This is a genomic window from Glaciibacter sp. 2TAF33 (assembly GCF_052114945.1).
Lineage (GTDB): Bacteria > Actinomycetota > Actinomycetes > Actinomycetales > Microbacteriaceae > Cryobacterium.
On sequence record NZ_JBFRFS010000011.1, the window covers coordinates 55387 to 80408 of the forward strand.

Sequence of the window (25022 nt, forward strand, 5' to 3'; positions counted from 1 at the left end):
TTTCTTGCCCCTATGACTGTACTACGGGCGCGAAATCTCCTCGGCCAGCCGAATCAGTGCCCGAACGCTGACCCCGGTCGGTCCGGCTTTGGTGAATCCCCAGCCGCCGCCCTCGTTCTGGGCCGAGCCTGCGATGTCCAGGTGTGCCCACGGGATGCGAGCCGCATCCTCGCTGTCGCCGTTGGTCCCGATGAACTCCTGGAGGAAGACCCCGGCCAGCAGCATCCCTGCAGCCTTGTTGCCGATCTTCGCGTTGGCGATGTCGGCGACGTCCGATCGCAGGAGCCCCCGCAGCTCGCCGGGGAGCGGCATCGGCCAGGCCAGTTCATCCACCGCCCTGCTGGCGGAGAGGACCTGTCCGACCAGCTCCTCGTCGCCCATCACCGCGAAATACCTCGTGCCGAGGGCGACCGTCGCAGCCCCGGTCAGAGTGGCCACGTCGATGATGGCGTCAGGGTGTTCCTCGCCGGCCGCGACCAGGCCGTCGGCCAGTACGAGGCGACCCTCGGCATCCGTGTTGAGCACTTCCACAGTGCGACCTCCGCGGATCCGGAGCACATCCTCCGGGCGGATGGCCGAACCGGACGGCATGTTCTCCGCGATGCAGAGCCACGCGGTGAGCCGTACCGGGATGGCGAGCCTCGCCGCGGCCAGCGTCACCGCGAGCACCGTCGCCGCGCCGGTCATGTCGTACTTCATTCCGACCATCGACGCGGCAGGCTTGAGCGACAGTCCGCCGGTGTCGAAGGTGATGCCCTTGCCGACGAGGGCGACGTGCTTGTCGGCGTCGGCGGGGGAGTAGCTGACCTTGACCAGCCGAGGCGGCCGGGTCGAGCCCTGCCCGACGCCCAGGATGCCGCCGAAGCCCTCGGCGGCCAGTTGGGCCTCGTCCCAGACCTGCACGTCGACCGGCAGCCCCGCCGCCGCCTCGACGGCCCGGTCGGCGAGCGCCTGCGGGAACATGTCAGAGGGCGGGGTGTTGACCAGGTCCTTCACCAGCTTCATGGCCTCGGCAACCGCCAGCGCCCTGCTGAGGGCGTCACCGGCATCCACGCCGGTGTGCACGGTGACCTCGGCGGCGGGCAGCCTCGTGGCCGCGAGCGAGGCCTGGCGATAGGACGTGAACGCGTAGCCGCCGAGCGCCGCGCCCTCGAGCACGGCTTCGAGCTGCTCCGTCGAGTCCAGTGGGAACCCGATGGCGAGCGATCCGACGCCGGTGAGCTGGCGCACGGCGCTTCCTGCGGCCTGGCGGAGCGCATCCGCTGTCAGCTCCGAACCCACGCCGACGATGGCGATGCTCCGGGCAGAGCCGATCGACGCGGGGATTCGCACCACCTCGTCCCGCCCGCCGGTCACGCCGAGGGCCGACAGGGCGTCGGCGATCGAGTCGAACGCCCGGTCCGCAAGGAGGACCGGCCCGTCCTCTGCGGCGCGCGCGCCGAGGATCAGGACGTCGGCGGTCGAATCGAGGGGCGGCTGGGCGGATACGGCAAGAGCGGGAACGGTCATGACTGAATGCTACCCACCGGCGCCAAACCGGCGCCCGGCGGCCGGGAGGGCTGTTCGCTCTCGGCATCAACCGCGCCGGCCGGAATCGAAGGGAGAGCCGGGAGGGGAGTTTAGAGTTGGAACATGCGCGATCCTGCCGACCTGTACGAGCTGACCGGGGATGCCCTGCGCGTTCCGGAAGGGCTGCACCTGGTGGCGGGCCTGACCGGGTTCGCGGATGCCGGCGGAGCGGTCTCGCAGTTCAACGAGTACCTGCTCGACCGGCTCGATTCCACGGTGGTTGCCACGTTCGACGCCGACGTGCTGCTGGACTACCGGGCCCGCCGGCCGATCATCTACTTCGACCAGGACCACCTCACCAACTACCAGGCCTCCACCCTCCGCCTGTACCTCGCCACCGATGAGATCGGCCAGCCGTTCCTGTTCCTGGCCGGGTTCGAACCCGACTTCCGCTGGGAGCAGTTCACCGCGGCGGTGCTGGAACTCGTGCTGCGGTTCAAGGTCGCCTCGACCACCTGGGTGCACGCCATCCCGATGCCGGTGCCGCACACCCGTCCGATCGGCGTCACTGTGAGCGGCAACCGCTCCGACCTGATCGAGACCATGTCGGTCTGGCGCCCGCACACCCAGGTTCCGTCGAACGTGTTGCATCTGGTGGAATACCGGCTGTCGGCCAGCGGCGCGACCGTGGTCGGGTTCGTCCTGCTCGTTCCGCATTACCTCGCCGACACCGAATTCCCCTCCACCGCCCTCTCGGCGCTGGAGAGCACCAGTGCTGCGACAGGCCTGATCTTCCCGACCGACCACCTGCGGGAACAGAACCGCGAGTTCGTCGCCCGGATCGACGAACAGGTCGCAGAGAACCCGGAACTGGGCAAGCTCGTCGGCACCCTGGAGGCGCGCTACGACGCCTACATGGAGGGAAGCACCCTGCGTTCCCCGCTTACCGACGAAGACGGCGAGCTGCCCAGCGCCGACGAGATCGCCGCGGAACTGGAGAAGTTCCTTGCGATCCGGCGCACGAAGGACGACGGCTCCGCGTCGTAGTGGGCCCGGGAGCGGATGTTCGGCCGATTCGACCCGGCAGGCGCCATTGTCCCGGGTAAGTTAGTGGAGTGAACTCCCGTCGGTCCTGGTTAATCTTCATCATCGGGTCGATTGCGTACCTGTCCGCTATTCTGCAGCGCACCTCGCTCGGCATTGCCGGCGTGGCCGCGACCGAACGGTTCGGCGGGTCGGCGGCCGTGCTGTCGAGCCTCGCCGTCGTGCAGCTCATCGTCTACGCGGCAGCGCAGATCCCGGTCGGGGTGCTCATCGACCGCTTCGGCCCGCGGGTGCTGATGATCTCCGGCACGGCGCTGATGGTCGTCGGGCAGCTCACCCTCGCCTTCGCCCCGTCGATCACGTTCGCCGTGATCGGGCGAATCCTGGTCGGCGCCGGCGACGCCACCATCTTCATCTCCGTGATCCGGTTGATCAGTTCCTGGTTCAGCGGCAAGGTCGTGCCGCAACTGTCGCAGTGGTTCGGCAACATCGGCCAGCTCGGCCAGGTGCTTTCGGCGGTGCCGTTGGCGTGGGTGCTGCACCTCTGGGGCTGGACCGCCGCCTTCTGCTCTGCGGCATCCGTTGCCGTGATCGCACTGATCGTGATCGTCATCTGCATCAAGGACCGCCCGGCCGGCTCGGTGGAGACCCCGGTGGCGACCAGCCTGAAGGCCGCGCTCACCCAGCTTCGCCTGGCGTTCAGGAGGCCGGGCACGCAACTGGGCTTCTGGTCGCACTACGTGACCCAGTCATCCGGCGCGGTGTTCAGCCTGCTGTGGGGATTCCCGTTCATGGTCTACGGGTTGGGCTACGAGCCGGCGATGGCCGCGGCGATGCTCACGATCCTGGTCGGGGCCGGCATCGTCTTCGGCCCGTTCCTCGGGATCCTGACGGCGCGGCATCCGCTTCGGCGGAGCAACATCGTGCTCGGCATCGTCACCGCCATGGGGCTGGCCTGGGGTCTCGTGCTGCTCTGGCCGGGGCAGCCGCCGGTCTGGGTGATCGTGCTGCTCCTGGTCGTGATCGGCATCGGCGGCCCCGGCTCCCTGATCGGCTTCGACTTCGCCCGCACCTCCAACCCGCAAAGCAGCCACGGGTCCGCGAACGGGGTGGTCAACGTGGGCGGGTTCACCGCGAGTTTCGTGACCATGTTCCTGGTCGGGCTGCTCCTGGATGTGCAGGATTCCTGGCGGGTGGGCGGCGGCGGGTCCAGCGACCTCTACGCCCTTGGCTCGTTCAAGGTGGCCTTCGCCGTGCAATACCTGGTCGTCGGGATCGGTGTGGCGTTCCTGGTCCGCGCCCGGCGACGCACCCGGCGCCAGCTTTCCCGCGACGAGGGAATACAAGTGGCCCCCTTGTGGGTTGCAGTATCCAAGGCATGGCAGCGCCGCACCGACCGCAGGGCTGATCGCAATTGACGCGCCGTGGCTGGTGTACTAAGCAAAGCGTGCAATAATTGTCAATAGGACCCGGTCTGGTTTCTCGGAACATCGCAGAGTTTTTGATGCTCCAGGAACTTGACATGGGTCTTAGTACTGCCCAAATCTCGTCCCGGCCCGCCCGACGGCCGGAGTATGCCGGTGATTTGGGTGCGCTCCCGCGCACAACCCAGCATGAGAGGTGTTCGAATGGCAACCCCCGCAAATATTGAGGCGACCGAGACCACCGAGACCACTGCGGCAGCAGTGAAGAGCCCCGCAGCACAGGCCAAGACCGCAGCAACCAAGACCGCTGCGGCCAAGGCTCCGGCCGCGAAGAAGCCGGCCGCGAAGAAGGCCGCCGCTCCGGCCGGCAAGGCTGCACCCAAGAAGCGTGCCGCCTCCACCAAGTCCAAGGCCGGTTCGTCGGATGACGAGTCAGCCCCCGAGGTCGACGAAGCCGCCCTCCTTGAGGCTGCCAAGGCCGACGAGGCGGACGAAGACGAGACGGACGAGGACGGCGCCAAGCGCTCCGCCCCGGCCGAACCGCTTCCCTCCGGTGCGCTCGTGCTGTCGCTGGTCGACGATGAGGACGAGGTCCCGGTCTACTCCAGCGCCATCACCGGTGCCACAGCGGACCCGGTCAAGGATTACCTGAAGCAGATCGGTAAGGTCGCCCTGCTGAATGCGGCCGAAGAGGTCGAGCTGGCCATGCGCATCGAGGCGGGCCTGTTCGCCGAGGACAAACTGTCCCAGATGACGGATGCCGAGAAGCGCAACTCCCTGGGACGTGAACTGCAGTGGGTCGCCAAGGACGGCGCCCGCGCGAAGAGCCACCTGCTCGGCGCGAACCTCCGCCTGGTGGTGTCGCTGGCCAAGCGCTACACCGGCCGTGGCATGCAGTTCCTGGACCTGATCCAGGAAGGCAACCTGGGCCTCATCCGTGCGGTGGAGAAATTCGACTACACCAAGGGCTTCAAGTTCTCCACCTACGCCACCTGGTGGATCCGCCAGGCCATCACCCGCGCCATGGCCGACCAGGCGCGCACCATCCGCATCCCGGTGCACATGGTCGAGGTCATCAACAAGCTGGCCCGCGTCCAGCGTCAGATGCTGCAGGACCTGGGCCGCGAGCCCACGCCAGAGGAACTCAGCCGCGAACTCGACATGACGCCGGAGAAGGTGGTCGAGGTGCAGAAGTACGGCCGCGAGCCGATCTCCCTGCACACGCCGCTTGGTGAAGACGGCGACAGCGAATTCGGTGACCTGATCGAAGACACCGAAGCCGTGGTACCGGCGGACGCCGTGGGCTTCACCATGCTGCAGAAGCAGTTGGAGAGCCTGCTCGATTCCCTCTCCGAGCGCGAGGCCGGCGTGATCCGGATGCGTTTCGGCCTGGGCGACGGCATGCCGAAGACACTCGACCAGATCGGCGACACGTTCGGCGTCACGCGTGAGCGGATCCGACAGATCGAGTCGAAGACCATGGCGAAGCTGCGTCACCCGTCCCGGTCGCAGTCACTGCGCGACTACCTCGAGTAAGGCGCACGGGTGCGCTATGCACCGGCGATCCTGGTCGGCAGGATCGTCCGGAAACTCGCACGCTGGCGGAAGCCGGGAGGCGGTTCGGCCGTTCCCGGCCTGATCGTCAACCGGCTGGCTCCCGGCTTCCTGGCGCGAACCCTGAACGGGTTCCCGGAGGGGCTGGTGATCGTCACCGGGTCCAGCGGCAAGTCGACCACGACGAAGATGCTGGTCGCCGCGCTCCGGGCCAACGGAAAGACGGTGTTCACCAACCCGTCCACCGCCAACATCAGCCAGGGGCTGACCTCCGCCCTGCTTGAGCGCGCCAGCATCACGGGCCGGATCGACGGCGACATCGCCGTGCTGGAGATGGATGAGGGTCACGGGGCGCTGATCTCCGGAACCCTCACCCCGCGCGTGGTGACCCTCACCAATGTGATGGTCGACCAGATCGACAGGTTCCACGACTCGGACATGGTCGCCGCGATGCTCCGCAGGATCGCGGCCCGCGCCACCGAGACCGTCGTGATCAACGCCGACGACCTGTACCTGGCCTCCATTGCCGCCGGCCTGGGCCAGGCCGTGCGGGTGGAACGGTACGGCGTCACCGCCGCCGTCCTGCACGACAGCCCGCGCGGACTCGGCTACTCGCAGACGACCCAGGAGCGGCTGGCGCCGGGCGCCGGAGTCCTGGTCACCAGTGTCAGCGGTCGCGACGCCAGCCTGAGCTGGCCGGCCCAGGGCGGTCTGGGAGGGCCGCCCACGGCCAGCCTGAACGTCAGCCTGCCCGCCCGCGGCACCCACTACGCCGTCGACGCCGCCACGGCATTCGCCACCGCCCGTGCCGTGTTGGGCTCGCAGTTCGATGCCGCTGCAGCCCTGCGGGCGATCTCGGTTATTCCGCCGGTCTTCGGGCGCGGCGAGATCGTCACCGTCCGCGGCAAGCAGGTGGAATTCGTCCTGGTGCAGAACCCCGCGAGTTTCCAGCTCAACGTGGACAGCCTTGAGCCGGCCACCGAGCAGATCATGGTGGCGATCGGATCCGACGTGCGCGACCCCTCCTACTTCTGGCCGGTCGACACCTCCCGGATCGGCCGGGTACTGATCGCGTCGGGGTCCAAGTCCTGGGACATCGCCCTGCAGCTCAGCTACGACGGGGTCGTCGTCGACCGGGTGGAACCCGACCTCGCCACGGCCATCGACGATTTCCTCGCCCTTCCCGAACCCGCTGTGGGCCTGAAGACGATCATCTTCTCCGCCGACTCGATGCGCCGCACCCGCGCGCACCTGGGACTGGCCACGAACGCCGACGATGCCGCCGCGCCCGCGCCGTCCGAGATAACAGGGGAGCAGGCATGACCGCCCTGACCATCGTCAGCCTCCTTCCGGAGCTCCTCAACACGAACGGCGACGCGGCGAACGCCCGGGTCCTCGCCCAGCGTGCCCGCTGGGCCGGCCTCTCGGCGACCGTCGTCGACGTGCACACCGCCGCGGACATGCCCGCCGTCGTTGATGCCGTCGTCATCGGGTCCGGAACCGACGCTGACCTGCCCGCTGCTCGCGATGCCCTCCTGCCGATGGTCGACCGGCTGCGGGAACTGACCACTGCAGGGGTTCCGATCCTCGCAGTCGGGACCGGCTGGGAGGTGCTCAGCTGGGGCATCGAACTCGGCGATGGCACCGTGGTCGAGGGGCTTGGCCTCGTCGCCGGGCGCGCTGTTCCCGCGCCCACCCGGGCGACCGACGACCTCGTCGTCACCACCAAGTTCGGGCGGCTGGTCGGGTTCGAGAACCACGCCCGCGCCTACACCGGGGCCGAGGCCTCGCCGCTCGGCCGGGTCGTGCACGGCACCGGCAATGGCCAGGGCCAGGAGGGCCTGACCATGGGTGACCTGTTCTGCACGCACCTCCACGGACCGGTGCTCGCCCGCAACCCGCAGTTCGCCGACCACCTGCTCACCATCGCCCTGGCCCGCCATGGTGCTGTCTACACGAGCGGTGCGCACAGCGCCGCGGTCGATGACATAGCGAAAGCCGCACGCAATCAGATTGCAGTGCGGCTGAGTCTCGCTACCGAGTGACTCCCGGGATCAGGAGCGCTGGTCTTCGAAGAGCCGGGCCGACTCGTCGTGCCAGCTCTCTGCGATGGCGGCCAGCTTCTCCTGGTGCTTGCGGCCGTGGTGGGCGCAGAAGAGCAGCTCGCTGTTGTTCACGACGACACGGATGTACGCCTGTGCACCGCACGCGTCGCAGCGGTCGGCTGCGGTGAGCTGGTGGGGGGCTGCGTCGAGCTCATCGACTGCACCATTCTGGGCGATGATCTGGGACATGTGCTCCTCCTCCAGATTGAGACCAATAAATCCTGATACTCCATGTAAACACGCCTTCCCCCAGTTATCGAGTTGGGGAGAGGGTATTTCGCTCACCGCGTAGCCGGGCGTCCGGTGTGGGCCGCGGTGATGCGGCGAGTGTCGGGTCGGGGTCTGTCCCCGTCAGTCAGTAGTCTTAACCGTTGTGAGTTCTGACTATTCCGCCCGTCACCTTTCTGTGCTCGAAGGCCTCGAGGCTGTTCGCAAGCGACCCGGCATGTACATCGGCTCGACCGACTCCCGTGGCCTCATGCACTGCCTCTGGGAAATCATCGACAACTCGGTCGATGAGGCACTCGGCGGGCACGGAACCAGGATCGACATCCTGCTCCACCCTGACCAGAGCGTCGAAGTCCGCGACACGGCTCGCGGCATCCCCGTCGACATCGAGCCGAAGACCGGCCTGTCCGGCGTTGAGGTGGTCTTCACCAAGCTGCACGCCGGCGGCAAGTTCGGCGGCGGGTCGTACGCGGCGTCCGGCGGACTGCATGGTGTGGGCGCATCCGTCGTCAACGCGCTCTCCGAACGCCTCGACGTCGAGGTCGACCGCGGCGGCAAGACCTGGGCGATGTCGTTCCACCGCGGCGAGCCCGGCATCTTCGCCGACAGCAACGGGCAGAAGAGCCCGGATTCGCCCTTCACGCCGTTCGAGAACAAGAGCGAACTCCGCGTCGTCGGCAAGGTCGCCAAGGGCGTCACCGGAACCCGCATCCGCTACTGGGCTGACCGGCAGATCTTCACCAAGGGCGCCACCTTCCAGACCGAAGAACTGCTCGCCCGCGCCCGGCAGACCGCCTTCCTGGTGCCCGGGCTGTCGATCGACGTCGCCGACCAGCGGGGCGAGGAGCCGGTCAACGAGTCGTTCAAGTTCGACGGCGGCATCTCGGAGTTCGTCGACCACCTGGCCACGGATGCGCCGATCACCGACACCTGGCGACTCACCGGCGACGGCGCCTTCACCGAGACGGTGCCGGTGCTCTCACCCACCGGTGCGATGGTGCCCACCGAACTGACCCGTGACTGCCATGTCGACGTCGCGCTGCGCTGGGGCACCGGCTACGACACCGTGGTGCGCAGCTTCGTCAACATCATCGCGACCCCGAAGGGCGGCACCCACCAGGCGGGCTTCGACGCGGGCCTGCTCAAGTTCCTGCGGGCGCAGGTCGAGCAGAACGCCCGGCGGCTGAAGGCCGGCTCCGACAAGCTCGAGAAGGACGACGTGATGGCGGGCCTCACCGTCGTCCTCACCGTGCGCCTGCCCGAGCCGCAGTTCGAGGGGCAGACCAAGGAGATCCTGGGCACGCCGGCCGTGCGGTCCATCGTCTCCACCGTGGTCGCCAAGGCGATGCAGGAGCGGTTCAGCTCCAGCAAACGAGACGATAAGGCGCAGTCCGCACTGGTGCTCGACAAGATCGTCGCCGAAATGAAGTCCCGCATCTCGGCTCGCGCGCACAAGGAGACCCAGCGCCGCAAGAACGCGCTGGAAAGTTCTTCGCTGCCCGCGAAGCTGGTCGACTGCCGCAGCAACGACGTCGTCACCAGCGAACTGTTCATCGTCGAGGGCGACTCCGCGCTCGGCACCGCCAAACTGGCCCGTGACAGCGAACACCAGGCCCTGTTGCCGATCCGCGGCAAGATCCTCAACGTGCAGAAGGCATCCGTCTCCGACATGCTCGGAAACGCGGAGTGCGCCTCGATCATCCAGGTGATCGGCGCCGGTTCCGGCCGGAGCTTCGACCTGTCCGCGGCCCGGTACGGCAAGGTGATCATCATGAGCGACGCCGATGTGGACGGCGCGCACATCCGCACCCTGCTGCTCACCCTGTTCTTCCGCTACATGCGCCCGATGATCGAGGACGGCCGGGTGTTCGCTGCCGTGCCGCCGCTGCACCGGGTGGTGGTGGTCAACCCCGGCAGCAAGCCGAACGAGACGCTGTACACCTACTCGGAGGCCGAACTCGCCGGGGTGCTCGCCGGCCTCAAGAAGACCGGCAAGCGCTACCAGGACCCGATCCAGCGCTACAAGGGCCTCGGCGAGATGGATGCGGACCAGTTGGCGACCACCACCATGGACCGGTCGCACCGCACCCTCCGCCGGGTGCAGGTGCCCGACGCGGAGATGGCCGGCAAGGTGTTCGAGCTGTTGATGGGCAACGACGTGGCGCCGCGCAAGGAGTTCATCATCGACAGCTCAGACCAGCTCTCCCGCGACCGCATCGACGTGTAATCGACGGGCGGCTGGGGAATTCTCGCGACGCGGGCCGAACGCCGCTGCGCGGATCGAATCCAACCCGCGCAGCGGCGTCCAACCGGCGTAGCCCGGCTCAGGCGATCGGGGCGCCGATCGCGGCCACGACGGCGTCCAGCGGGGTGCCGGAGGCATCCCGACGCGACCCGGACTCGGGGAGAGCCCGCGGCGACCCCTCTGGGCCCACGGCCCGCGCCGGTGCCGGGCCCACCCAGGCCAGGGCGAGGGTGTCCTCGCCCTTGAGGAAGCGATGCGAGCGCACCCCGCCGGTTGCCCGCCCCTTGGCCGGGTACTCGGCGAAGTCGGAGACCTTGGCGCTGCCCGGGTCGGTGCCGGGAAGCACCTGGCTGCTCGTCGAAATCGTCACGACAACAGCTGCCGCGCCCACCTCAGCTGACAGGCTGGTGAAGTGGATGACCGTGGCGTCCTGGCCGAGCTTGATGCCCGCCATGCCACCCGCGGCGCGACCCTGCGGGCGCACACTGGACGCCGGGAAGCGCAACAGTTGTGAGTCGGATGCGATGAAGACCAGCTCATCGTCGTCGGCCCCCTGAACGGCGCCGACAACCTCGTCTTTGGCCTTCAGGCTGATCAGCTCGAAGTCCGGCTTGTTCGCCCAGTCACCCGGGGTGACCCGCTTCACCACGCCGTCGCGGGTGCCGAGCGCGATGGCGTTGGCCGACTCAAGAGAAACCAGCGCCAGGATCTTCTCCTGCCGGTTGGCCATGGCCAGGTAGTCGGCGACCCGCACGCCGGCGGCGAGCTGGATCGACGTCTGCGGCATCACCGGCAGGTCGACGGGGGAGAAGCGGATGAGCCGGCCCAGACTGGTCACCGCGCCGATTTCGGTGCGGCTGGTGGTGTCGAGCACCCCGCGGATGGCGTCGTGCTTGCTGCGGCGTAGCACCGGCGCCGCGCGCTGGTCGACCGGTTCGGTGCCGTCGGCCGGGGCGTCGACCCGGGCGATCCGGCCGGTCACGCTGAGGTAGACGCGGGTGGGCGTGTCCCGCACCTCCAGTACAGCGGCGTTGCGCTTGGCGGTGGCGCCGGCGATGCTGGGCTTCGCCTCCGTGAGCACGGTGCGCCGGGGGGTGCCGAATTTCTCGGCGACCGCCGCGAGCTCGTCGGAGACCAGCGTGCGGATGGCCTGTTTGCTGCCGAGGAGGCTCTCCAACTCACTGATCTCGGCGAGAAGCTTGTCGCGCTCGGTTTCCAGCTCGATCCGGGAGAACCGGGTGAGTCGGCGTAACTGCAGCTCGAGGATGTAGTCGGCCTGCACCTGACTGAGGTCGAAAACATCGATCAGGCGCGCCCGTGCCTGGGCGGTGTCGTCGCTGGTGCGGATGACCTGGATGACCTCGTCGATGTCGAGGATCGCGACCAGGAGGCCCTCGACCAGGTGCAGCCGTTCCTTGCGCCGTGCGAGGCGCCACGCGGACCTGCGGGTGACCACGTCGATGCGGTGGTCGACGTACACCTGGAGCAGGTCCCGCAGGCCGAGCGTCTGCGGGCCGCCGTTCACCAGGGCGACGTTATTGATGTTGAACGAGTCTTCGAGCGGGGTGAACCGGTAGAGCTGCTCGAGTACGGCATCCGGACTGAACCCGGTCTTGATGCCGATCACCAGGCGCAGGCCCTTGGTGCGGTCGGTGAGGTCGGTGACGTCCGAGATGCCGCTGAGCTTCTTGGAGTTGACGCCGTCCTTGATCTTCTCGATCACCTTTTCCGGGCCGACGAGATAGGGGAGTTCGGTGACCACGAGGCCGGTCTTCCGGGCCGTGATGGCCTCGACCGATACCCGGGCACGGGTCTTGAAGCTGCCGCGGCCGGATTCGTACGCATCCTTGATTCCGGCCAGTCCCACAATGGTGCCGCCGGTGGGCAGGTCGGGTCCCGGAACGAACTCCATCAGTTCTTCCAGGGTGGCGTCCGGGTGGGCCAGCAGGTGCCGGGCGGCGCCGACGACCTCGATCAGGTTGTGCGGCGCCATGTTGGTCGCCATGCCGACCGCGATGCCGCTGGCCCCGTTCACGAGCAGGTTGGGGTACGCAGCGGGGAGCACGTCGGGCTGGGTGAGCTGGTTGTCGTAGTTGGGCACGAAGTCCACGACGTCTTCGTCGAGGTTCTCGGTCATCGCGAGTGCAGGGACAGCAAGGCGGGCCTCGGTGTAGCGCGGGGCGGCCGGGCCGTCGTCGAGCGACCCGAAGTTCCCATGCCCGTCGATCAGCGGCACGCGCAGGGTGAAGGCCTGCGCCATCCGCACCATGGCGTCGTAGATGGCGGTGTCACCGTGCGGGTGAAGCTTGCCCATCACCTCACCGACGACGCGAGCGGATTTCACGTGCCCGCGGTCGGGACGCAGGCCCATCTCCGCCATCTGGTACAGGATGCGGCGTTGCACGGGCTTCAGCCCGTCCCTGGCGTCGGGCAGGGCGCGGGAATAGATCACCGAATAGGCGTACTCAAGGAACGATCCCTGCATCTCGGCCGAAACGTCGACGTCCTCAATGCGTTCGGTGATTGCTGCGCCGGCTGAATCGGCTGTGGTCTTGTCTGAGCGGCTCATTCGTGAATTCTGCTGAAGCGTGCACTGCGGCACGACCGGTTTGTCGCGGGGCGCGAGGGCGCCTGTGGAAGACTGGCCTCGATGCCATCCATGCTACCGGCCCGCCAATTCAGCGCCCTGCGCCTTGCCGACGTCCTGCCAAGTTGCCTGGCGGCCGTGGCGGGGGAGGCGAACCCGCTCGGCCTGCCGGCGGTCGCCAAGGCGGTGCTGGTCCTGGCGGACGGGCTGGGTGCCGACGCCATCCGGCAGCGCGCCGGGCATGCCCGGTTCCTGGCCACGCGGATGCACAAGACCAGCATCATCGACAGCGTGTTCCCGACCACGACGGCGGCAGGCATTGCGACCCTCACGACGGGCGTCGAGCCTGGGCAACACGGGCTGGTCGGTTACCGGGTGCGGGACGAGGCCGGCGACCGGGTGGTGAACCAGCTGACCGGCTGGGACGCGGGCATGGATCCGGCGACCTGGCAGCGGGTGCGCACCGTGTTCGAGCAGGCGACGGATGCCGGCATCCCCAGTTTCGCGGTCGGCCAGAAGCGCTTCACGTCTTCGGGTTTCACGCAGGCCGTCCTCCGGGGCGCGCGCTACGTCGGCGCCGAAACCGTTGCCGACCGGTTCCGGGCGGCGCGCCGGATCCTGGACGAGCATCCGCGGGCGCTGGTCTACCTGTACGTGTCTGAGCTCGATGTCGCAGCGCACGCGAAGGGGTGGGAATCTGACGCCTGGCTGGCGGAACTCGAAACGCTGGACTCCGAGCTCGGCCGTTTCTCGGCCGCGTTGCGCCGGGACGAAGGCCTCGTGGTCACGGCGGACCATGGCGTGATCGATGTGCCCGCTGCCAAGCACGTTCTCTTCGACACCGCACCGCAACTGGTCGCCGGAGTGCGCCACGTCGGCGGCGACCCGCGTTGTGTGCAGCTGTACCTGGAGCCGGACCAGGCCGCCATCACGGCGGACTCACTGGCCGGGCTCTGGCGGGAAGCCGAGGGCGACCGGGCCTGGGTGCTCACCCGGCGCGAGGCGGTCGACGCCGGCTGGTTCGGAGTGGTGGCGCCGGAGGTCGAGGCGCGGATCGGCGATGTCATCGTCGCTGCCCGCAAACGCGTCGCCTACTACGATTCCCGGGAAGCCAACCAGTCCGGCCGCACGATGATCGGCCAGCACGGCGCCTTCACCGATGAGGAGCTGCGTGTGCCCCTGATCCGCGCTGGTGCGTTCCAGCCCCGCTAACCCGCCCGCCGGCATCCGCGAACCTGCAGTTGTTGGGGTTATCCGGCGCTCATAAACCCAACAACTGCGGGTTCGCGGAGCGAGGGGAGCGCGGGGGAGCGGGGAGCTAGTGCGGGTACTGGCCGCGCTTGACCTGCGGCTTCGGCAGGCGCATCACGCGCAGCTGGAGGGCGCGCATGGCGGCGTACCAGCGCACCTTCTCGGCGCGGTCCGCGCCGAACTTGTCCCGCACCTTGCGGGTCAGCAGGAAGCCGAGGACCACGCAGTCGATGACCGCAATGATGAAGAACGCCCAGAGCGCCAGGATCCCGTAGGTCTGGATGTTGGGGTCGGGGAAGAAGGTGAGGAGGATGACGAGGAACATCACCGGGATCATGAACTCGCCCACGTTGAACCGGGCGTCGACGTAGTCGCGCGCGAAACGCTTCTGCGGGCCGCGTTCGCGCGCCGGCAGGTACTTGTCGTCTCCGGCGGCCATCCCGATGCGTGCCTTCTCCCGAGCCAGCGCGGACTTCTCCCGCGCCTGTTTCGCGGCGACCTTGCGGTCGCCCGGCACCAGGGGGCGCTTCCGCGCCGCTTCCTGCTGCTTGCGGGTCGGCGTCGGCGCGCCCTTCCCGAGGGGGGTCCCGGACGCGAGGCGGGCCGCGGTCTGTTCTGCGGTCTCGGTCGAAGGTCCGGCGTCGGGGTTTACGGGTTGCTTAGCCACATCATGTCCTTGGAATTGGTTCCTTTAAGATTACCTGCATGACGCAGAGCGAAGAGACATTCCCAGCCAACGGGAAAGCACCCGCTGGCCACGCCGCAGACCACGCCGCCGAGCACGACGCGGCGGTGCGGCGCGCGGTCGAAGACGGCCTGCCCACCACGATCGCCGACCTGTGCGCACTGGTGCGCATCCCGTCGGTCTCCTGGGGCGCCTTCGACCGCAGCCACGTGCGGGAGAGCGCCGACGCGGTGGCCGACCTGGCGCGAGGCCTCGGGGTGTTCGACTCCGTCGAGGTGAAGCAGGCGGCCATCCCGGGCAGCAGCGACCTCGGCCAGCCGGCCGTCCTGGCGACACGGGCGGCGAAGAACGGTCGTCCGACGGTCCTCTTGTACGCCCACCACGACGTGCAGCCGCCCGGCAAGGACGCGGAATGGGAGTCAGACCCCTTCCAGCCGACCGTGCGCGGCGACCGCCTGTACGGCAGGGGCGCGGCAGACGACAAGGCCGGCGTGATGGCGCACATCGCGTCGATCAGGGCCCTCATCGAGTCCGTCGGCCCGGACTTCGATCTCGGCCTGGCCCTGTTCGTCGAGGGCGAGGAGGAGTTCGGCAGCCGCTCCTTCGCCACCTTCCTCGAGGAGAACCAGGACGCCCTCCGCGGTGACGCGATCATCGTCGCCGACTCCAACAACTGGGACACCAGCACTCCGGCGCTGACCGTCGGGCTGCGCGGGAACGTCACCTTCAACCTCACGGTCCGCACCCTCGGCCATGCGTCTCACTCCGGCATGTTCGGGGGAGCGGTGCCCGACGCGATGCTGGCGGCAGTCCGGCTGCTTGCCTCCCTGCATGCCGAGGACGGTTCCGTCGCGGTCGCCGGGCTCACCAGTCACCAGCAGGACACGCCAGAATACCCGGAGGAGCAGCTCCGCCTCGAGGCCGCACTCCTGCCCGGGGTGTCGCCGATCGGGACCGGGACGATCCTCAGCCGCATCTGGTCGCAGCCGTCGATCACGGTGACCGGTATCGACGCGCCGAGCGTGGCGAACGCGTCCAACACCCTCGCGCCGGCGGTGACCGTGCGGTTGAGCGCCCGCGTCGCACCCGGCCAGGCGGCGCAGGACGCGTACACCGCACTGGAGACCCACCTCCGCGCGCACGCCCCGTTCGGTGCGGTACTGGAGATCGGCGAGGTCGACCTGGGCGACCCGTTCCTGGTCGACACCAGCGGATGGGCGGTCGCTGAGACGCGGCGCGCGATGACGGATGCCTGGGGTGTCGTGCCGGTGGATATGGGCGTCGGCGGGTCCATTCCGTTCATCGCCGACCTGGTCCGCGTCTTTCCCGACGCGCAGATCCTCGTCACCGGGGTGGAGGACCCCGATTCGCGGGCGCACAGCCCGAACGAGTCCCTGCACCTGGGCGTCTTCAAACGGGCGGTGCTCAGTGAGGCGCTGCTCCTGGCCCGCCTGAACGCCCGCACGGGACACTGAGCTACAATTCTTCTACTGAACCCCGAAGGAGCAGCATGACTGACACGATCGTTGACACCACCGCCACCACCTCGGCAACCCACGGCGTCGGCCTGACTGACGTCGCGGCCGAGAAGGTGCGCAGCCTGCTGAACCAGGAGGGCCGCGACGACCTTCGCCTGCGGGTCGCCGTCCAGCCGGGCGGATGCTCCGGGCTGATCTACCAGCTCTACTTCGATGAGCGCATCCTCGACGGTGACGCGGTCCGCGATTTCGACGGCGTCGAAGTCGTCGTCGACAAGATGAGCGTGCCCTACCTCGAGGGGGCTTCCATCGACTTCGAGGACACCATCCAGAAGCAGGGTTTCACCATCGACAACCCCAACGCCGGCGGCAGCTGCGCCTGCGGGGATTCCTTCCACTAGGAGCCGACACACCGGTTGTGCCGCACGCATCCGCTGACATATTTTGCTGGGAGATCGCCCGAACGGGCGGTCTCCCAGCGTCGTTTCCGGCCGTATCATCGCCCCAATACTGAGGAAACTTCCCTGACTCGGCGGCGGGAGTGCGCATGGGCGCTGATCTCTCGGAGTAAGCTGGGACACGATCAAAGCACTTCCTGTGAAGTGTCCTCGAGTCTCCCGAAAGGTCACCGGTGCGCAATAACCGCCGTCTCCGATGGGCTGCAATTCCGATCGCAGCGACGTTAGCCATCGTTCTAGCTGGATGTACCCAAACCCAGTTGAACGGATTCCTCCCCGGCTTCGAGGAGGGTGACCAGCCGGCCGTCACCAACCACACTGAGCGGGTGGCCGGCCTGTGGACCACGTCATGGATCGTGCTCCTGATCGTCGGCCTGCTGACCTGGGGCCTGACCCTGTGGGCGGTCGTCGTCTATCGTCGACGCAAGGGACAGACCGGCTTGCCGGTGCAGCTGCGCTACAACATGCCGATCGAGATCTTCTACACGGTTGTGCCGCTGATCCTGGTGCTGGGCTTCTTCGCTTTCACCGCTCGCGACCAGGCAGCCATCGAAGCGCGATTCGACAAGCCCGACGTCAAGATCGAGGTCATGGGCAAGCAGTGGGCGTGGGACTTCAACTACGTCAACGAGGACGTCTTCTCCGCGGGTGTCCAGGGCCAGCCTGACCCGGAGGGCGCCAACGGCGCGCTCGTCGAGTCCGAGATCCCCACGCTGGTGCTTCCTGTCGGCAAGAAGGTCGAGCTCGCACTCGAATCCCGCGATGTGATCCACTCGTTCTGGGTGATCGACTTCCTGTACAAGAAGGACATGATCCCCGGCAAGACCAACTACATGTCGGTGATCCCGGAGCGCGTCGGAACCTACGACGGAAAGTGCGCTGAACTGTGTGGTGAGTACCACTCCCTGATGTTGTTCAAGGTCAAGGTCGTCTCGCCGGATGACTACGACACCTACATCCAGTCCCTGCGGGCAGCGGGCAACGAAGGCCAGTTGAACAAGGACTACGACCGCAACCAGAACCTCCCGGGCACTGGCGCTCCGACGGCTGAGGAGGGCAACTAGCCATGACCACGACCACCGCACCCGCCCCGACCCGGGCGCCGCTTGGCGCGTCCCGCGTCGAGAACAAGGGCAACATCCTGGTCAAGTGGATCACCTCCACCGACCATAAGGTGATCGGGTACATGTACCTGATCACGTCATTCGTGTACTTCTGCCTCGGCGGGGTGATGGCGCTCATCATCCGCGCCCAGTTGTTCGAGCCTGGCCTGCACATCGTGCAGACCAAGGAGCAGTACAACCAGCTGTTCACCATGCACGGCACGATCATGCTGCTGATGTTCGCGACGCCGTTGTTCTTCGGTTTCGCCAACGCGTTGATGCCGCTGCAGATCGGCGCACCCGACGTCGCCTTCCCGCGCCTGAACGCGTTCTCGTTCTGGCTGTTCTTCTTCGGCAGCCTCATCGCAGTGGCCGGTTTCGTCACCCCGCAGGGCGCGGCGTCCTTCGGCTGGTTCGCCTATCAACCCCTGGCGAGCACGACGTTCTCACCCGGGGTCGGCGGCAACCTCTGGATGGTCGGCCTCGGACTGTCGGGCTTCGGAACCATCCTCGGTGGCGTCAACTTCATCACCACGATCATCACCATGCGCGCACCGGGCATGACGATGTTCCGGATGCCGATCTTCACCTGGAACGCGCTCGTCACCTCGATCCTGATCCTGATGGCCTTCCCGGTTCTCGCCGCAGCGCTGCTGGCCGCGGCAGGTGACCGCATCTTCGACATGCACATTTACGATGCGGCCAACGGTGGCGCGATCCTGTGGCAACACCTGTTCTGGTTCTTCGGCCACCCCGAGGTGTACATCATCGCGTTGCCGTTCTTCGGCATCGTCTCCGAAGTCTTCCCGGTGTTCAGCCGCAAGCCGATTTTCGGGTACAAGACGCTGGTGTACGCCACGATCTCGATCGCGGCGCTGTCCGTCACCGTCTGGGCGCACCACATGTACGTCACCGGATCTGTCCTCCTGCCGTTCTTCTCCTTGATGACCATGCTGATCGCGGTTCCCACCGGGGTGAAGATCTTCAACTGGATCGGCACGATGTGGCGCGGATCGCTCACTTTCGAGACCCCGATGCTCTGGGCGATCGGCTTCCTGATCACGTTCACCTTCGGCGGGCTCACCGGTGTGATCCTGGCGTCGCCGCCGCTGGACTTCCACGTGTCGGACACCTATTTCGTGGTCGCCCACTTCCACTACGTGGTGTTCGGAACCGTCGTGTTCGCCATGTTCAGCGGGTTCTACTTCTGGTGGCCGAAGTGGACCGGCAAGATGCTCAACGAAGCCCTCGGCAAGTGGCACTTCTGGCTCTTGTTCATCGGGTTCCACACCACCTTCCTGGTGCAGCACTGGCTCGGTGTCGTCGGCATGCCGCGGCGGTACGCGACGTACTCGCCTGACGACGGGTTCACCTGGATGAACCAGCTGTCCACCATCGGCGCGATGATCCTGGGCATCTCGATGATCCCGTTCCTGCTGAACGTGTACCTCACCGCCCGGAGGGCGCCCCGGGTCACGGTCAACGACCCGTGGGGATACGGCGCGTCACTGGAGTGGGCCACGTCGTGCCCGCCGCCGCGTCACAACTTCACCTCCATCCCGCGCATCCGTTCCGAACGCCCGGCGTTCGACCTCAACCACCCCGAGGTGGGGATCCCGGTCGGGATCGGTCCGGCGAAGGATGCACCGGATGCCCCGATCTATGACGCGTCGTCCGAGAAGGTCAAATAAATGAGAGCAAACGCACGCCTGTTCTGGATCCTCGCCGTCTTCTTCGGCCTGGTGACAGTGCTCTACATCGTGTGGAGCCTGCTCGACTTCAACCACGGCACCGTGGAATGGGCCGGCACGTTCGGCCTCGGCCTGAGCATGCTGCTGAGCGCGTTCCTGGCGTTCTACCTCGGCCGCACCCACGCGGCACAGGGCGGCGAACTGCCGGAGGACCGCCTCGACGCCAACATCGACGACGGTGACCCTGAGCTTGGGTTCTTCAGCCCGTGGAGCTGGTGGCCGATCCTGCTCGCCGGCAGCGCGGCACTGCTGTTCCTCGGTCTCGCGGTCGGTTTCTGGATCTGTTTCATCGCCGTCGGCGTGGGCGTCATCAGCCTGATCGGCTGGACCTACGAGTACTACCGCGGCCTGTTCGCACGCTGATCCCACACCGTGAACTGGCTCGCACCTGGGCCGGGACCTGGCGCGCAGACGAAGAGCGCGAAGCCGACGGCTGGTTACTGCGTGCCAGCGGAGGGGTGACCAAGCGGGCCAATTCCGCCCTGCCGCCTGGCGACGCGGGGAGGCAGGAATCCGGGCTGCCCGCGATGGCGGACTTCTACCGGCAACGGGGACTCCCCGCGATTGTCCAGGTGCCAGACGGCCCCGGGTTCGAGCGGCTCGACTCCGAGCTCGCGAGGCGGGGCTACCTGCCGGCCGACCCGACGCTGGTGCTCAGGCGCCCGGTGCCGACCAGCCGTGCCGGCAGACGGCGAGGCCCGCGTCCGGAGGCCATGCGGCCGGGTCCCGGGACTCAGGTGACCGTCAGCGATGCTCCTGCCCCGGCGTGGTTTCGCACCTGGTGGTCCGTCGACGGACGGGGCGGCGACGATGCGGCCCGGACGGCGTCGCGGATCCTGTCCGCGACGCGGTCCCGCTATCTCTCCGTGGTGACCGACGGGGTGACCGTCGGTGTCGCCCGGCTGACCCCAACCCCCGGCTTCGGTGCGCTGGCCTGCGTGGCCGTGGCCGCTGAAGCCCGGCAGCGCGGCGTCGGCCGGCTCCTGCTCGATACCGCACTGGCCGAGGCGGCCCGCCTCGGCCTCGGTTCGCTGCAGCTGCAGGTCATCGCGGCCAATCCGGCTGCGGCCTGGTATCAGCGCGCCGGGTTCAGCCGGCTGTCCGGCTACCACTACCGGGTGCAACCGGCAGCGGCCTGAACCGGAGCAGTTCGAAGGCGGCGGTGACGGTCCGGCCGGCACCGTTCGCCTCGGCATCCGCTGCGGGGGACGAATCGGCGCTGATCTCGGTGCTGTTCCCGGTGTGGTGAGCGGATGGACCCATGCCGATCAGCGCGGCGACGTCGCCCGGCCCCAGGTCCATGGTGTATTCGAGACGATCTGTGGACTCCAGAGTGAAATGGCCGGCCAGCGACTTCACCAGTTGCGATGCCTTCCCAGGCTGCACGCTGATCATCAGCCCGGCGTCGCGGAGCTCCTGCAGGTGGGCGTCAGCCGGGATCACGATCACCAGCAGACCGTCGGCGGCGAGCACCCGTTGGAGTTCCGGCGCATTGCGCGGGGCGAAGACGACGAGGGCGACTTCGGCGGTTCCGGTGCGGAGCGGCAACGGCGACCAGACGTCGGCGACGAGGCCGTCGATCCGGCCCGACCGCCGCACGGTGCGGGCGACGGCGGCGGGGGAGAGGTCCATTCCCAGGCACTGCGCGTCCGGGACGGCATCGCACACGGAATCGAGGTAGTAGCCGGTTCCGCAGCCGACCTCGAGCACGCGCTGCGGTGAAGCGGATGCCGCGACGGCAGTCACCGCCGCCTGCAGCGGCTGGTACCATCCCGAGGCGAGGAACCGGTCCCTGGCGTCCAGCATCTGCGGCGAGTCGGAGACGAGGCGACGAGACCCGGCAACCAGGGAGACGAAGCCGCGCCGGTTCACGTCGAAGGAGTGACCGTTGTCGCATCCGATGGTCAACGCGCCGGTCACTGTGAGGTCCCGCACGCAGTTCGGGCACCGAAGCCACTCTGACAAAGTCTGGAGTGACATCGATGCCCGATCTGGTGCTGCCGACGCCGCCTGCGGGGCGGGGTTCCTAGTGGTGGTCTCCGTGAGCCTGTTCGAGCTCGGTCTGGGTCACCGGCACGATGCGATCCTCGAAGAACCAGCGGGAGAGACCGGCGCGCAGCCGCTCACCGGCGGTGATCCGACCACGGGCGTCCGGACGGATCATCAGTGGCTTGAAGTCCGCGTAGCCGACCAGTTTCCAGCGCTCGTACTCGGTGATCGGCTGGTGGACCTCGATGTACTCGCCGCCCGGGAGACGGACGATTCGTCCGGACTCGTAGCCGTGCAGCACGATCTCGCGGTCCTTCTTCTGCAGGGCCAGGCAGACCCGCTTGGCGATGAAGAAGGCGAGGAACGGGCCGAGAACGGTGATCGCCTGCAGCGCGTGGATCACGCCTTCCATCGTGAGGTGGAAGTGGGTGGCGATGAGGTCCGAGGAGGCGGCAGCCCACAGGCCGGCGTAGAACGTCACGCCTGCCGCACCGATGGCGGTGCGGGTCGGCGCGTTGCGCGGCCGGTCCAGGATGTGGTGCTCACGCTTGTCACCGGTGATCCAGGCCTCAATGAACGGGTAGAACATCACCGTCACGATGAAAATACCGATCACGATCAGCGGGATCAGGATGTTGAACGACCAGGTGTGGTTCAGCCAGACGAACTCCAGTCCCGGCGGGATCAGGCGGAGCGCCCCGTCGGCGAAGCCGATGTACCAGTCCGGCTGGGTACCGGCGGATACCGGTGACGGGTCATACGGCCCGTAGTTCCAGATCGGGTTGATCGTGAACAGGGAGGCGATCAACATGATCACGCCGAAGACGATGAAGAAGAAGCCGCCGCCCTTGGTCGCGAAGACCGGGAGGATCGGAACCCCGCGGACCGTCGTGTTGTTGTTGCCCGCCTGCGGGTACTGGGTGTGCTTGTGGATGAACACGTAGGCGAGGTGCACCGCGATCAGCGCCACAATGATCGCAGGCAGCAGCAGGATGTGCAGCGAGTACAGGCGCCCGACGATGTCCGTGCCGGGGAACTCCCCGCCGAACAACAGGAAGCTGATCCAGGTTCCCACCAGCGGGATGCCCTTCACCATGCCGTCGATGATCCGCAGGCCGTTACCCGAGAGCAGGTCGTCGGGGAGCGAGTAGCCGGTGAAGCCCTCGGCCATCGCCAGGATGAACAGGACGAATCCGATCACCCAGTTGATCTCGCGAGGTTTGCGGAAGGCACCGGTGAAGTAGATGCGCAGCATGTGCAGGCCGATCGACGCCACGAACAATAGCGCCGCCCAGTGGTGCACCTGGCGCATCAGGAGGCCGCCCCGGACGTCGAAGGAGATATCCAGGGTGGACGACATCGCCGCCGACATCTCGACGCCCTTGAGCGGGACGTAGGAGCCGTCGTAGTGCACCTCTGACATCGAGGCCTGGAAGAAGAAGGTCAGGAACGACCCGGAGATGAGGATGGCGACGAAGCTGTAGAGCGCGACTTCGCCGAGCATGAACGACCAGTGGTCAGGGAAGGCCTTGCGGCCGAGTCCCTTCACCGCGGTGGCGATGCCGGTGCGTTCGTTCAGGTAGGTGGCGGCGGCGGCGGTGAATCCACCGCCCAGGGGTTGGGTCTCGACCTCGGTGCTTGTGCGCGTGGTCTTGCTGATGGTCAATTTCGCTCCCAGAAACTCGGGCCGACGGGCTCAGTGAAATCGCTCTGCGCGATGAGGTAGCCCTCGGCGTCCACACTGATGGGAAGTTGCGGGAGGGGCCGTTTGGCCGGTCCGAAGATGACTTCGCAGTGGTTGGCCACATCGAACTGTGACTGGTGGCAAGGGCAGAGGAGGTGGTGGGTCTGCTGTTCGTAGAGCGCCACCGGGCAGCCGACGTGCGTGCAGATCTTGGAGTATGCGACGATCCCGTCGTATGACCAGGTCTTGCGGTCCGGCAGTTCGTTCAGGTCCTCAGGCTTGAGGCGCATCAAGAGGACGGCGGCCTTGGCCTTCTCCTCCAATTTGCCGTGCTCCAGGTCCTGAAGTCCTTCGGGGATGACGTGGAAGGCCGACCCGAGTGTCACTTCTGACGCCTTGATCGGCGTGCCGCTCGGGTCAAGCGCGAGCCGGGTTCCCTTTTTCCACATCGTGTGGCTGAGCAAAGCGACCGGGTCCTGGTCCTGCGGGCCGAGGCCGCGGAACAGGACGACCGCCGGGAGCGGGAACGCGATCAGCGCACCGAACAGGCTGTTGCGGATGAGCGTGCGGCGGCCGAAGCCGGATTCCTCATTGGCGACCCGGAACACCTCCACCGCGGCGGCCTTGGTGTCCTCCGAACCGCCGATGGTGTGCCGTTCATCGGTGACTTCGACGTCGGCCATGAGCGCCTTGCCCCAGTGCACGACGCCGATGCCGATGGCCAGCATGGCCAGGGCGAGCCCGAGTCCGATGAAGAGGTTGTTGAGCCGGACAGAGCCCGGGTCGTCCGCGTTGATCGGGAAGATCATGTACGCGGCGATCGCCCAGACGCTGGCGACGATGGACACGTAGAAGAGCGTGTAGACGGTACGCTCAGCACGCCGGTTGGCCTTCGGGTCGGTGTCGGTGACACGCAGCCGGTCGTGGGGCGGATACCCCGGGTTGACGATGGCATCGGCCGCGATGACGGCCGTACCAGGGTTCCCCTGGTCGTGCGCGTCGTGCGACGTACCGGCACGCGTCAGCTCCGCTCCGCCGTTATCGTCCTTGGCCATTGTTCTCCTTCAGGGGCTTTGTACGCTGGGTCATAACCGGGTTCCGGTCAGTTCGACTTCGCGGTGATCCACACGGTCAACGCCACGACGCTGCCGAGGCCGAAGATCCAGAGGAACAAGCCCTCCGACACCGGTCCCAGCGAGCCCAACGCGTATCCACCGGGGGATGGGTTGTTCTCGAGGTACTTCAAGTAGGTGATGACATCGCGCTTGTCTTCCGGCGAGATGTTCATGTCGTTGAACACCGGCATGTTCTGCGGGCCGGTGATCATGGCCTCGTAGATGTGCTGGGCGGAGACGCCGTCCAGTGCCGGCGCGAACTTGCCCTCGGTGAGCGCACCGCCGGCGCCGGCCACGTTGTGGCACATCGCGCAGTTGATCCGGAACAGTTCGGCGCCGTTCGCCGCGTCACCCTTGGCGTCCAGGAGGCTGGCCTCGGGGATGCCGGGACCGGGAGCGAGCGAAGCGACCCAGGCCGCCATCGCCGCGATGTCCTGGTCGGTGAACTGCACCGGCTTCTGCTCCGCCTGGGGCCCGTTGAGCTGCATGGGCATGCGCCCGGTGCCGACCTGGAAGTCGACGGATGCGGCGCCGACGCCGATCAGGCTGGGTGCGACCGAACTGCCCTGCGCGCTCAGGCCGTGGCAGCTGGCGCAGTTGGCTGCGAACAGTTTCTTGCCCTCGTCGATGGTCTGCTGCGACGTCATGTCGGTCTCAGCGCTGGCGGTGCTGGTGCTGAAAGCCGCATACGCGCCGCCGGTGAAGAGCAGGCCGATCGCGATGAGCGCGACGCTCGCCAGTGGATGGCGGCGCCCGGTCTTGCGGGACCTGCGGATCTGGGGTGATGTGTTCTCGGGCATGCTGAAGTTTTT

The 25022-nt window shown here is 67.3% G+C and carries 21 protein-coding genes; 13 read left to right on the forward strand and 8 right to left on the reverse strand.

The window, feature by feature from the left end; genetic code table 11:
* Positions 1–21 precede the first annotated feature (21 nt).
* Positions 22–1509, reverse strand: a complete 1488-nt coding sequence (locus tag AB4Y94_RS12880) for a leucyl aminopeptidase (protein ID WP_441728231.1) — start codon at positions 1507–1509, stop codon at positions 22–24.
* 123 nt (positions 1510–1632) lie between these two features.
* On the opposite strand from AB4Y94_RS12880, the gene AB4Y94_RS12885 reads away from it, so the two are divergent.
* The 5 genes from AB4Y94_RS12885 (at position 1633) to AB4Y94_RS12905 (ending at position 7576) form a co-directional block, all read left to right on the forward strand.
* Positions 1633–2556, forward strand: coding sequence for a proteasome assembly chaperone family protein (locus tag AB4Y94_RS12885; protein WP_441728232.1), 924 nt, complete (start codon positions 1633–1635; stop codon positions 2554–2556).
* Between the two features lie 68 nt (positions 2557–2624).
* Positions 2625–3971: an MFS transporter gene (locus AB4Y94_RS12890; protein ID WP_441728233.1), complete on the forward strand. Its 1347-nt coding sequence runs from the start codon at positions 2625–2627 to the stop codon at positions 3969–3971.
* A 210-nt stretch (positions 3972–4181) separates the two neighbouring features.
* The gene (locus tag AB4Y94_RS12895) at positions 4182–5513 is read left to right on the forward strand and encodes an RNA polymerase sigma factor (protein ID WP_441728234.1); all 1332 of its coding nucleotides are present in this window, start codon (positions 4182–4184) and stop codon (positions 5511–5513) included.
* 9 nt (positions 5514–5522) lie between these two features.
* Positions 5523–6854, forward strand: a complete 1332-nt coding sequence (locus tag AB4Y94_RS12900; protein ID WP_441728235.1) for a MurT ligase domain-containing protein — start codon at positions 5523–5525, stop codon at positions 6852–6854.
* Positions 6851–7576 (forward strand): type 1 glutamine amidotransferase, encoded by a 726-nt coding sequence (locus AB4Y94_RS12905; RefSeq protein ID WP_441728236.1) that lies wholly within the window; start codon positions 6851–6853, stop codon positions 7574–7576. The genes AB4Y94_RS12900 and AB4Y94_RS12905 overlap by 4 nt, the downstream gene beginning before the upstream one ends.
* Before the next feature lie 9 nt (positions 7577–7585).
* On the opposite strand, the gene AB4Y94_RS12910 is transcribed toward AB4Y94_RS12905, so the two are convergent.
* Positions 7586–7825: a DUF7455 domain-containing protein gene (locus tag AB4Y94_RS12910; protein WP_441728237.1), complete on the reverse strand. Its 240-nt coding sequence runs from the start codon at positions 7823–7825 to the stop codon at positions 7586–7588.
* 184 nt (positions 7826–8009) lie between these two features.
* On the opposite strand from AB4Y94_RS12910, the gene AB4Y94_RS12915 reads away from it, so the two are divergent.
* Complete coding sequence (locus AB4Y94_RS12915) at positions 8010–10091, forward strand: DNA gyrase/topoisomerase IV subunit B (protein ID WP_441728238.1); 2082 nt, start codon at positions 8010–8012, stop codon at positions 10089–10091.
* Between the two features lie 97 nt (positions 10092–10188).
* On the opposite strand, the gene AB4Y94_RS12920 is transcribed toward AB4Y94_RS12915, so the two are convergent.
* A complete protein-coding gene (locus AB4Y94_RS12920) occupies positions 10189–12678 on the reverse strand; it encodes a DNA gyrase/topoisomerase IV subunit A (protein ID WP_441728239.1) in 2490 nt (829 codons plus the stop codon).
* 81 nt (positions 12679–12759) lie between these two features.
* On the opposite strand from AB4Y94_RS12920, the gene AB4Y94_RS12925 reads away from it, so the two are divergent.
* Entirely contained in the window at positions 12760–13908 is a 1149-nt protein-coding gene (locus AB4Y94_RS12925) for an alkaline phosphatase family protein (RefSeq protein ID WP_441728240.1), read from the forward strand.
* A gap of 106 nt (positions 13909–14014) precedes the next feature.
* Here AB4Y94_RS12925 and AB4Y94_RS12930 read toward each other — a convergent pair whose 3' ends face one another.
* Positions 14015–14614 (reverse strand): DUF3043 domain-containing protein, encoded by a 600-nt coding sequence (locus tag AB4Y94_RS12930; protein ID WP_441728241.1) that lies wholly within the window; start codon positions 14612–14614, stop codon positions 14015–14017.
* Between the two features lie 38 nt (positions 14615–14652).
* Here AB4Y94_RS12930 and AB4Y94_RS12935 point away from each other — a divergent pair, with 38 nt between their 5' ends.
* The 6 genes from AB4Y94_RS12935 (at position 14653) to AB4Y94_RS12960 (ending at position 20561) form a co-directional block, all read left to right on the forward strand.
* Positions 14653–16107 (forward strand): dipeptidase, encoded by a 1455-nt coding sequence (locus tag AB4Y94_RS12935; protein ID WP_441728242.1) that lies wholly within the window; start codon positions 14653–14655, stop codon positions 16105–16107.
* Positions 16108–16142: 35 nt separating this feature from the next.
* Positions 16143–16511: a HesB/IscA family protein gene (locus AB4Y94_RS12940; RefSeq protein WP_441728243.1), complete on the forward strand. Its 369-nt coding sequence runs from the start codon at positions 16143–16145 to the stop codon at positions 16509–16511.
* Positions 16512–16741: 230 nt separating this feature from the next.
* Complete coding sequence (gene ctaC, locus AB4Y94_RS12945) at positions 16742–17632, forward strand: aa3-type cytochrome oxidase subunit II (RefSeq protein ID WP_441728244.1); 891 nt, start codon at positions 16742–16744, stop codon at positions 17630–17632.
* A gap of 2 nt (positions 17633–17634) precedes the next feature.
* Positions 17635–19362, forward strand: a complete 1728-nt coding sequence (ctaD, locus tag AB4Y94_RS12950) for an aa3-type cytochrome oxidase subunit I (protein WP_441728245.1) — start codon at positions 17635–17637, stop codon at positions 19360–19362.
* Positions 19363–19785 carry a cytochrome c oxidase subunit 4 gene (locus AB4Y94_RS12955; RefSeq protein WP_441728246.1) on the forward strand — a complete coding sequence of 141 codons (423 nt, stop codon included), beginning with the start codon at positions 19363–19365 and terminating at the stop codon, positions 19783–19785. It begins immediately after the preceding gene.
* Between the two features lie 14 nt (positions 19786–19799).
* Entirely contained in the window at positions 19800–20561 is a 762-nt protein-coding gene (locus tag AB4Y94_RS12960; RefSeq protein WP_441728345.1) for a GNAT family N-acetyltransferase, read from the forward strand.
* On the opposite strand, the gene AB4Y94_RS12965 is transcribed toward AB4Y94_RS12960, so the two are convergent.
* The 4 genes from AB4Y94_RS12965 to qcrC form a co-directional block, all read right to left on the reverse strand.
* On the reverse strand, positions 20512–21342 hold the full coding sequence (locus tag AB4Y94_RS12965; RefSeq protein WP_441728247.1) for a methyltransferase domain-containing protein: 831 nt from the start codon (positions 21340–21342) through the stop codon (positions 20512–20514). The two genes, AB4Y94_RS12960 and AB4Y94_RS12965, sit on opposite strands and share 50 nt — an antisense overlap.
* A gap of 106 nt (positions 21343–21448) precedes the next feature.
* On the reverse strand, positions 21449–23077 hold the full coding sequence (gene qcrB, locus AB4Y94_RS12970) for a cytochrome bc1 complex cytochrome b subunit (RefSeq protein ID WP_441728248.1): 1629 nt from the start codon (positions 23075–23077) through the stop codon (positions 21449–21451).
* Entirely contained in the window at positions 23074–24150 is a 1077-nt protein-coding gene (gene qcrA / locus AB4Y94_RS12975) for a cytochrome bc1 complex Rieske iron-sulfur subunit (protein WP_441728249.1), read from the reverse strand. Before qcrA ends, qcrB begins: the two co-directional genes overlap by 4 nt.
* A 47-nt stretch (positions 24151–24197) precedes the next feature.
* Positions 24198–25010: a cytochrome bc1 complex diheme cytochrome c subunit gene (gene qcrC, locus AB4Y94_RS12980; protein WP_441728250.1), complete on the reverse strand. Its 813-nt coding sequence runs from the start codon at positions 25008–25010 to the stop codon at positions 24198–24200.
* Positions 25011–25022: the final 12 nt, after the last annotated feature.

Excerpts from the sequence above, each read along its gene's own strand:
- AB4Y94_RS12880 (WP_441728231.1), bottom strand. The coding sequence starts at position 1,509 with ATGACCGTTCCCGCTCTTGCCGTATCCGCCCAGCCGCCCCTCGATTCG.
- AB4Y94_RS12885 (WP_441728232.1), top strand. The coding sequence starts at position 1,633 with ATGCGCGATCCTGCCGACCTGTACGAGCTGACCGGGGATGCCCTGCGC.
- AB4Y94_RS12895 (WP_441728234.1), top strand. The coding sequence starts at position 4,182 with ATGGCAACCCCCGCAAATATTGAGGCGACCGAGACCACCGAGACCACT.
- AB4Y94_RS12905 (WP_441728236.1), top strand. The coding sequence starts at position 6,851 with ATGACCGCCCTGACCATCGTCAGCCTCCTTCCGGAGCTCCTCAACACG.
- AB4Y94_RS12910 (WP_441728237.1), bottom strand. The coding sequence starts at position 7,825 with ATGTCCCAGATCATCGCCCAGAATGGTGCAGTCGATGAGCTCGACGCA.
- AB4Y94_RS12920 (WP_441728239.1), bottom strand. The coding sequence starts at position 12,678 with ATGAGCCGCTCAGACAAGACCACAGCCGATTCAGCCGGCGCAGCAATC.
- AB4Y94_RS12925 (WP_441728240.1), top strand. The coding sequence starts at position 12,760 with ATGCCATCCATGCTACCGGCCCGCCAATTCAGCGCCCTGCGCCTTGCC.
- AB4Y94_RS12935 (WP_441728242.1), top strand. The coding sequence starts at position 14,653 with ATGACGCAGAGCGAAGAGACATTCCCAGCCAACGGGAAAGCACCCGCT.
- AB4Y94_RS12940 (WP_441728243.1), top strand. The coding sequence starts at position 16,143 with ATGACTGACACGATCGTTGACACCACCGCCACCACCTCGGCAACCCAC.
- ctaD (WP_441728245.1), top strand. The coding sequence starts at position 17,635 with ATGACCACGACCACCGCACCCGCCCCGACCCGGGCGCCGCTTGGCGCG.
- AB4Y94_RS12955 (WP_441728246.1), top strand. The coding sequence starts at position 19,363 with ATGAGAGCAAACGCACGCCTGTTCTGGATCCTCGCCGTCTTCTTCGGC.
- qcrA (WP_441728249.1), bottom strand. The coding sequence starts at position 24,150 with ATGGCCAAGGACGATAACGGCGGAGCGGAGCTGACGCGTGCCGGTACG.
- qcrC (WP_441728250.1), bottom strand. The coding sequence starts at position 25,010 with ATGCCCGAGAACACATCACCCCAGATCCGCAGGTCCCGCAAGACCGGG.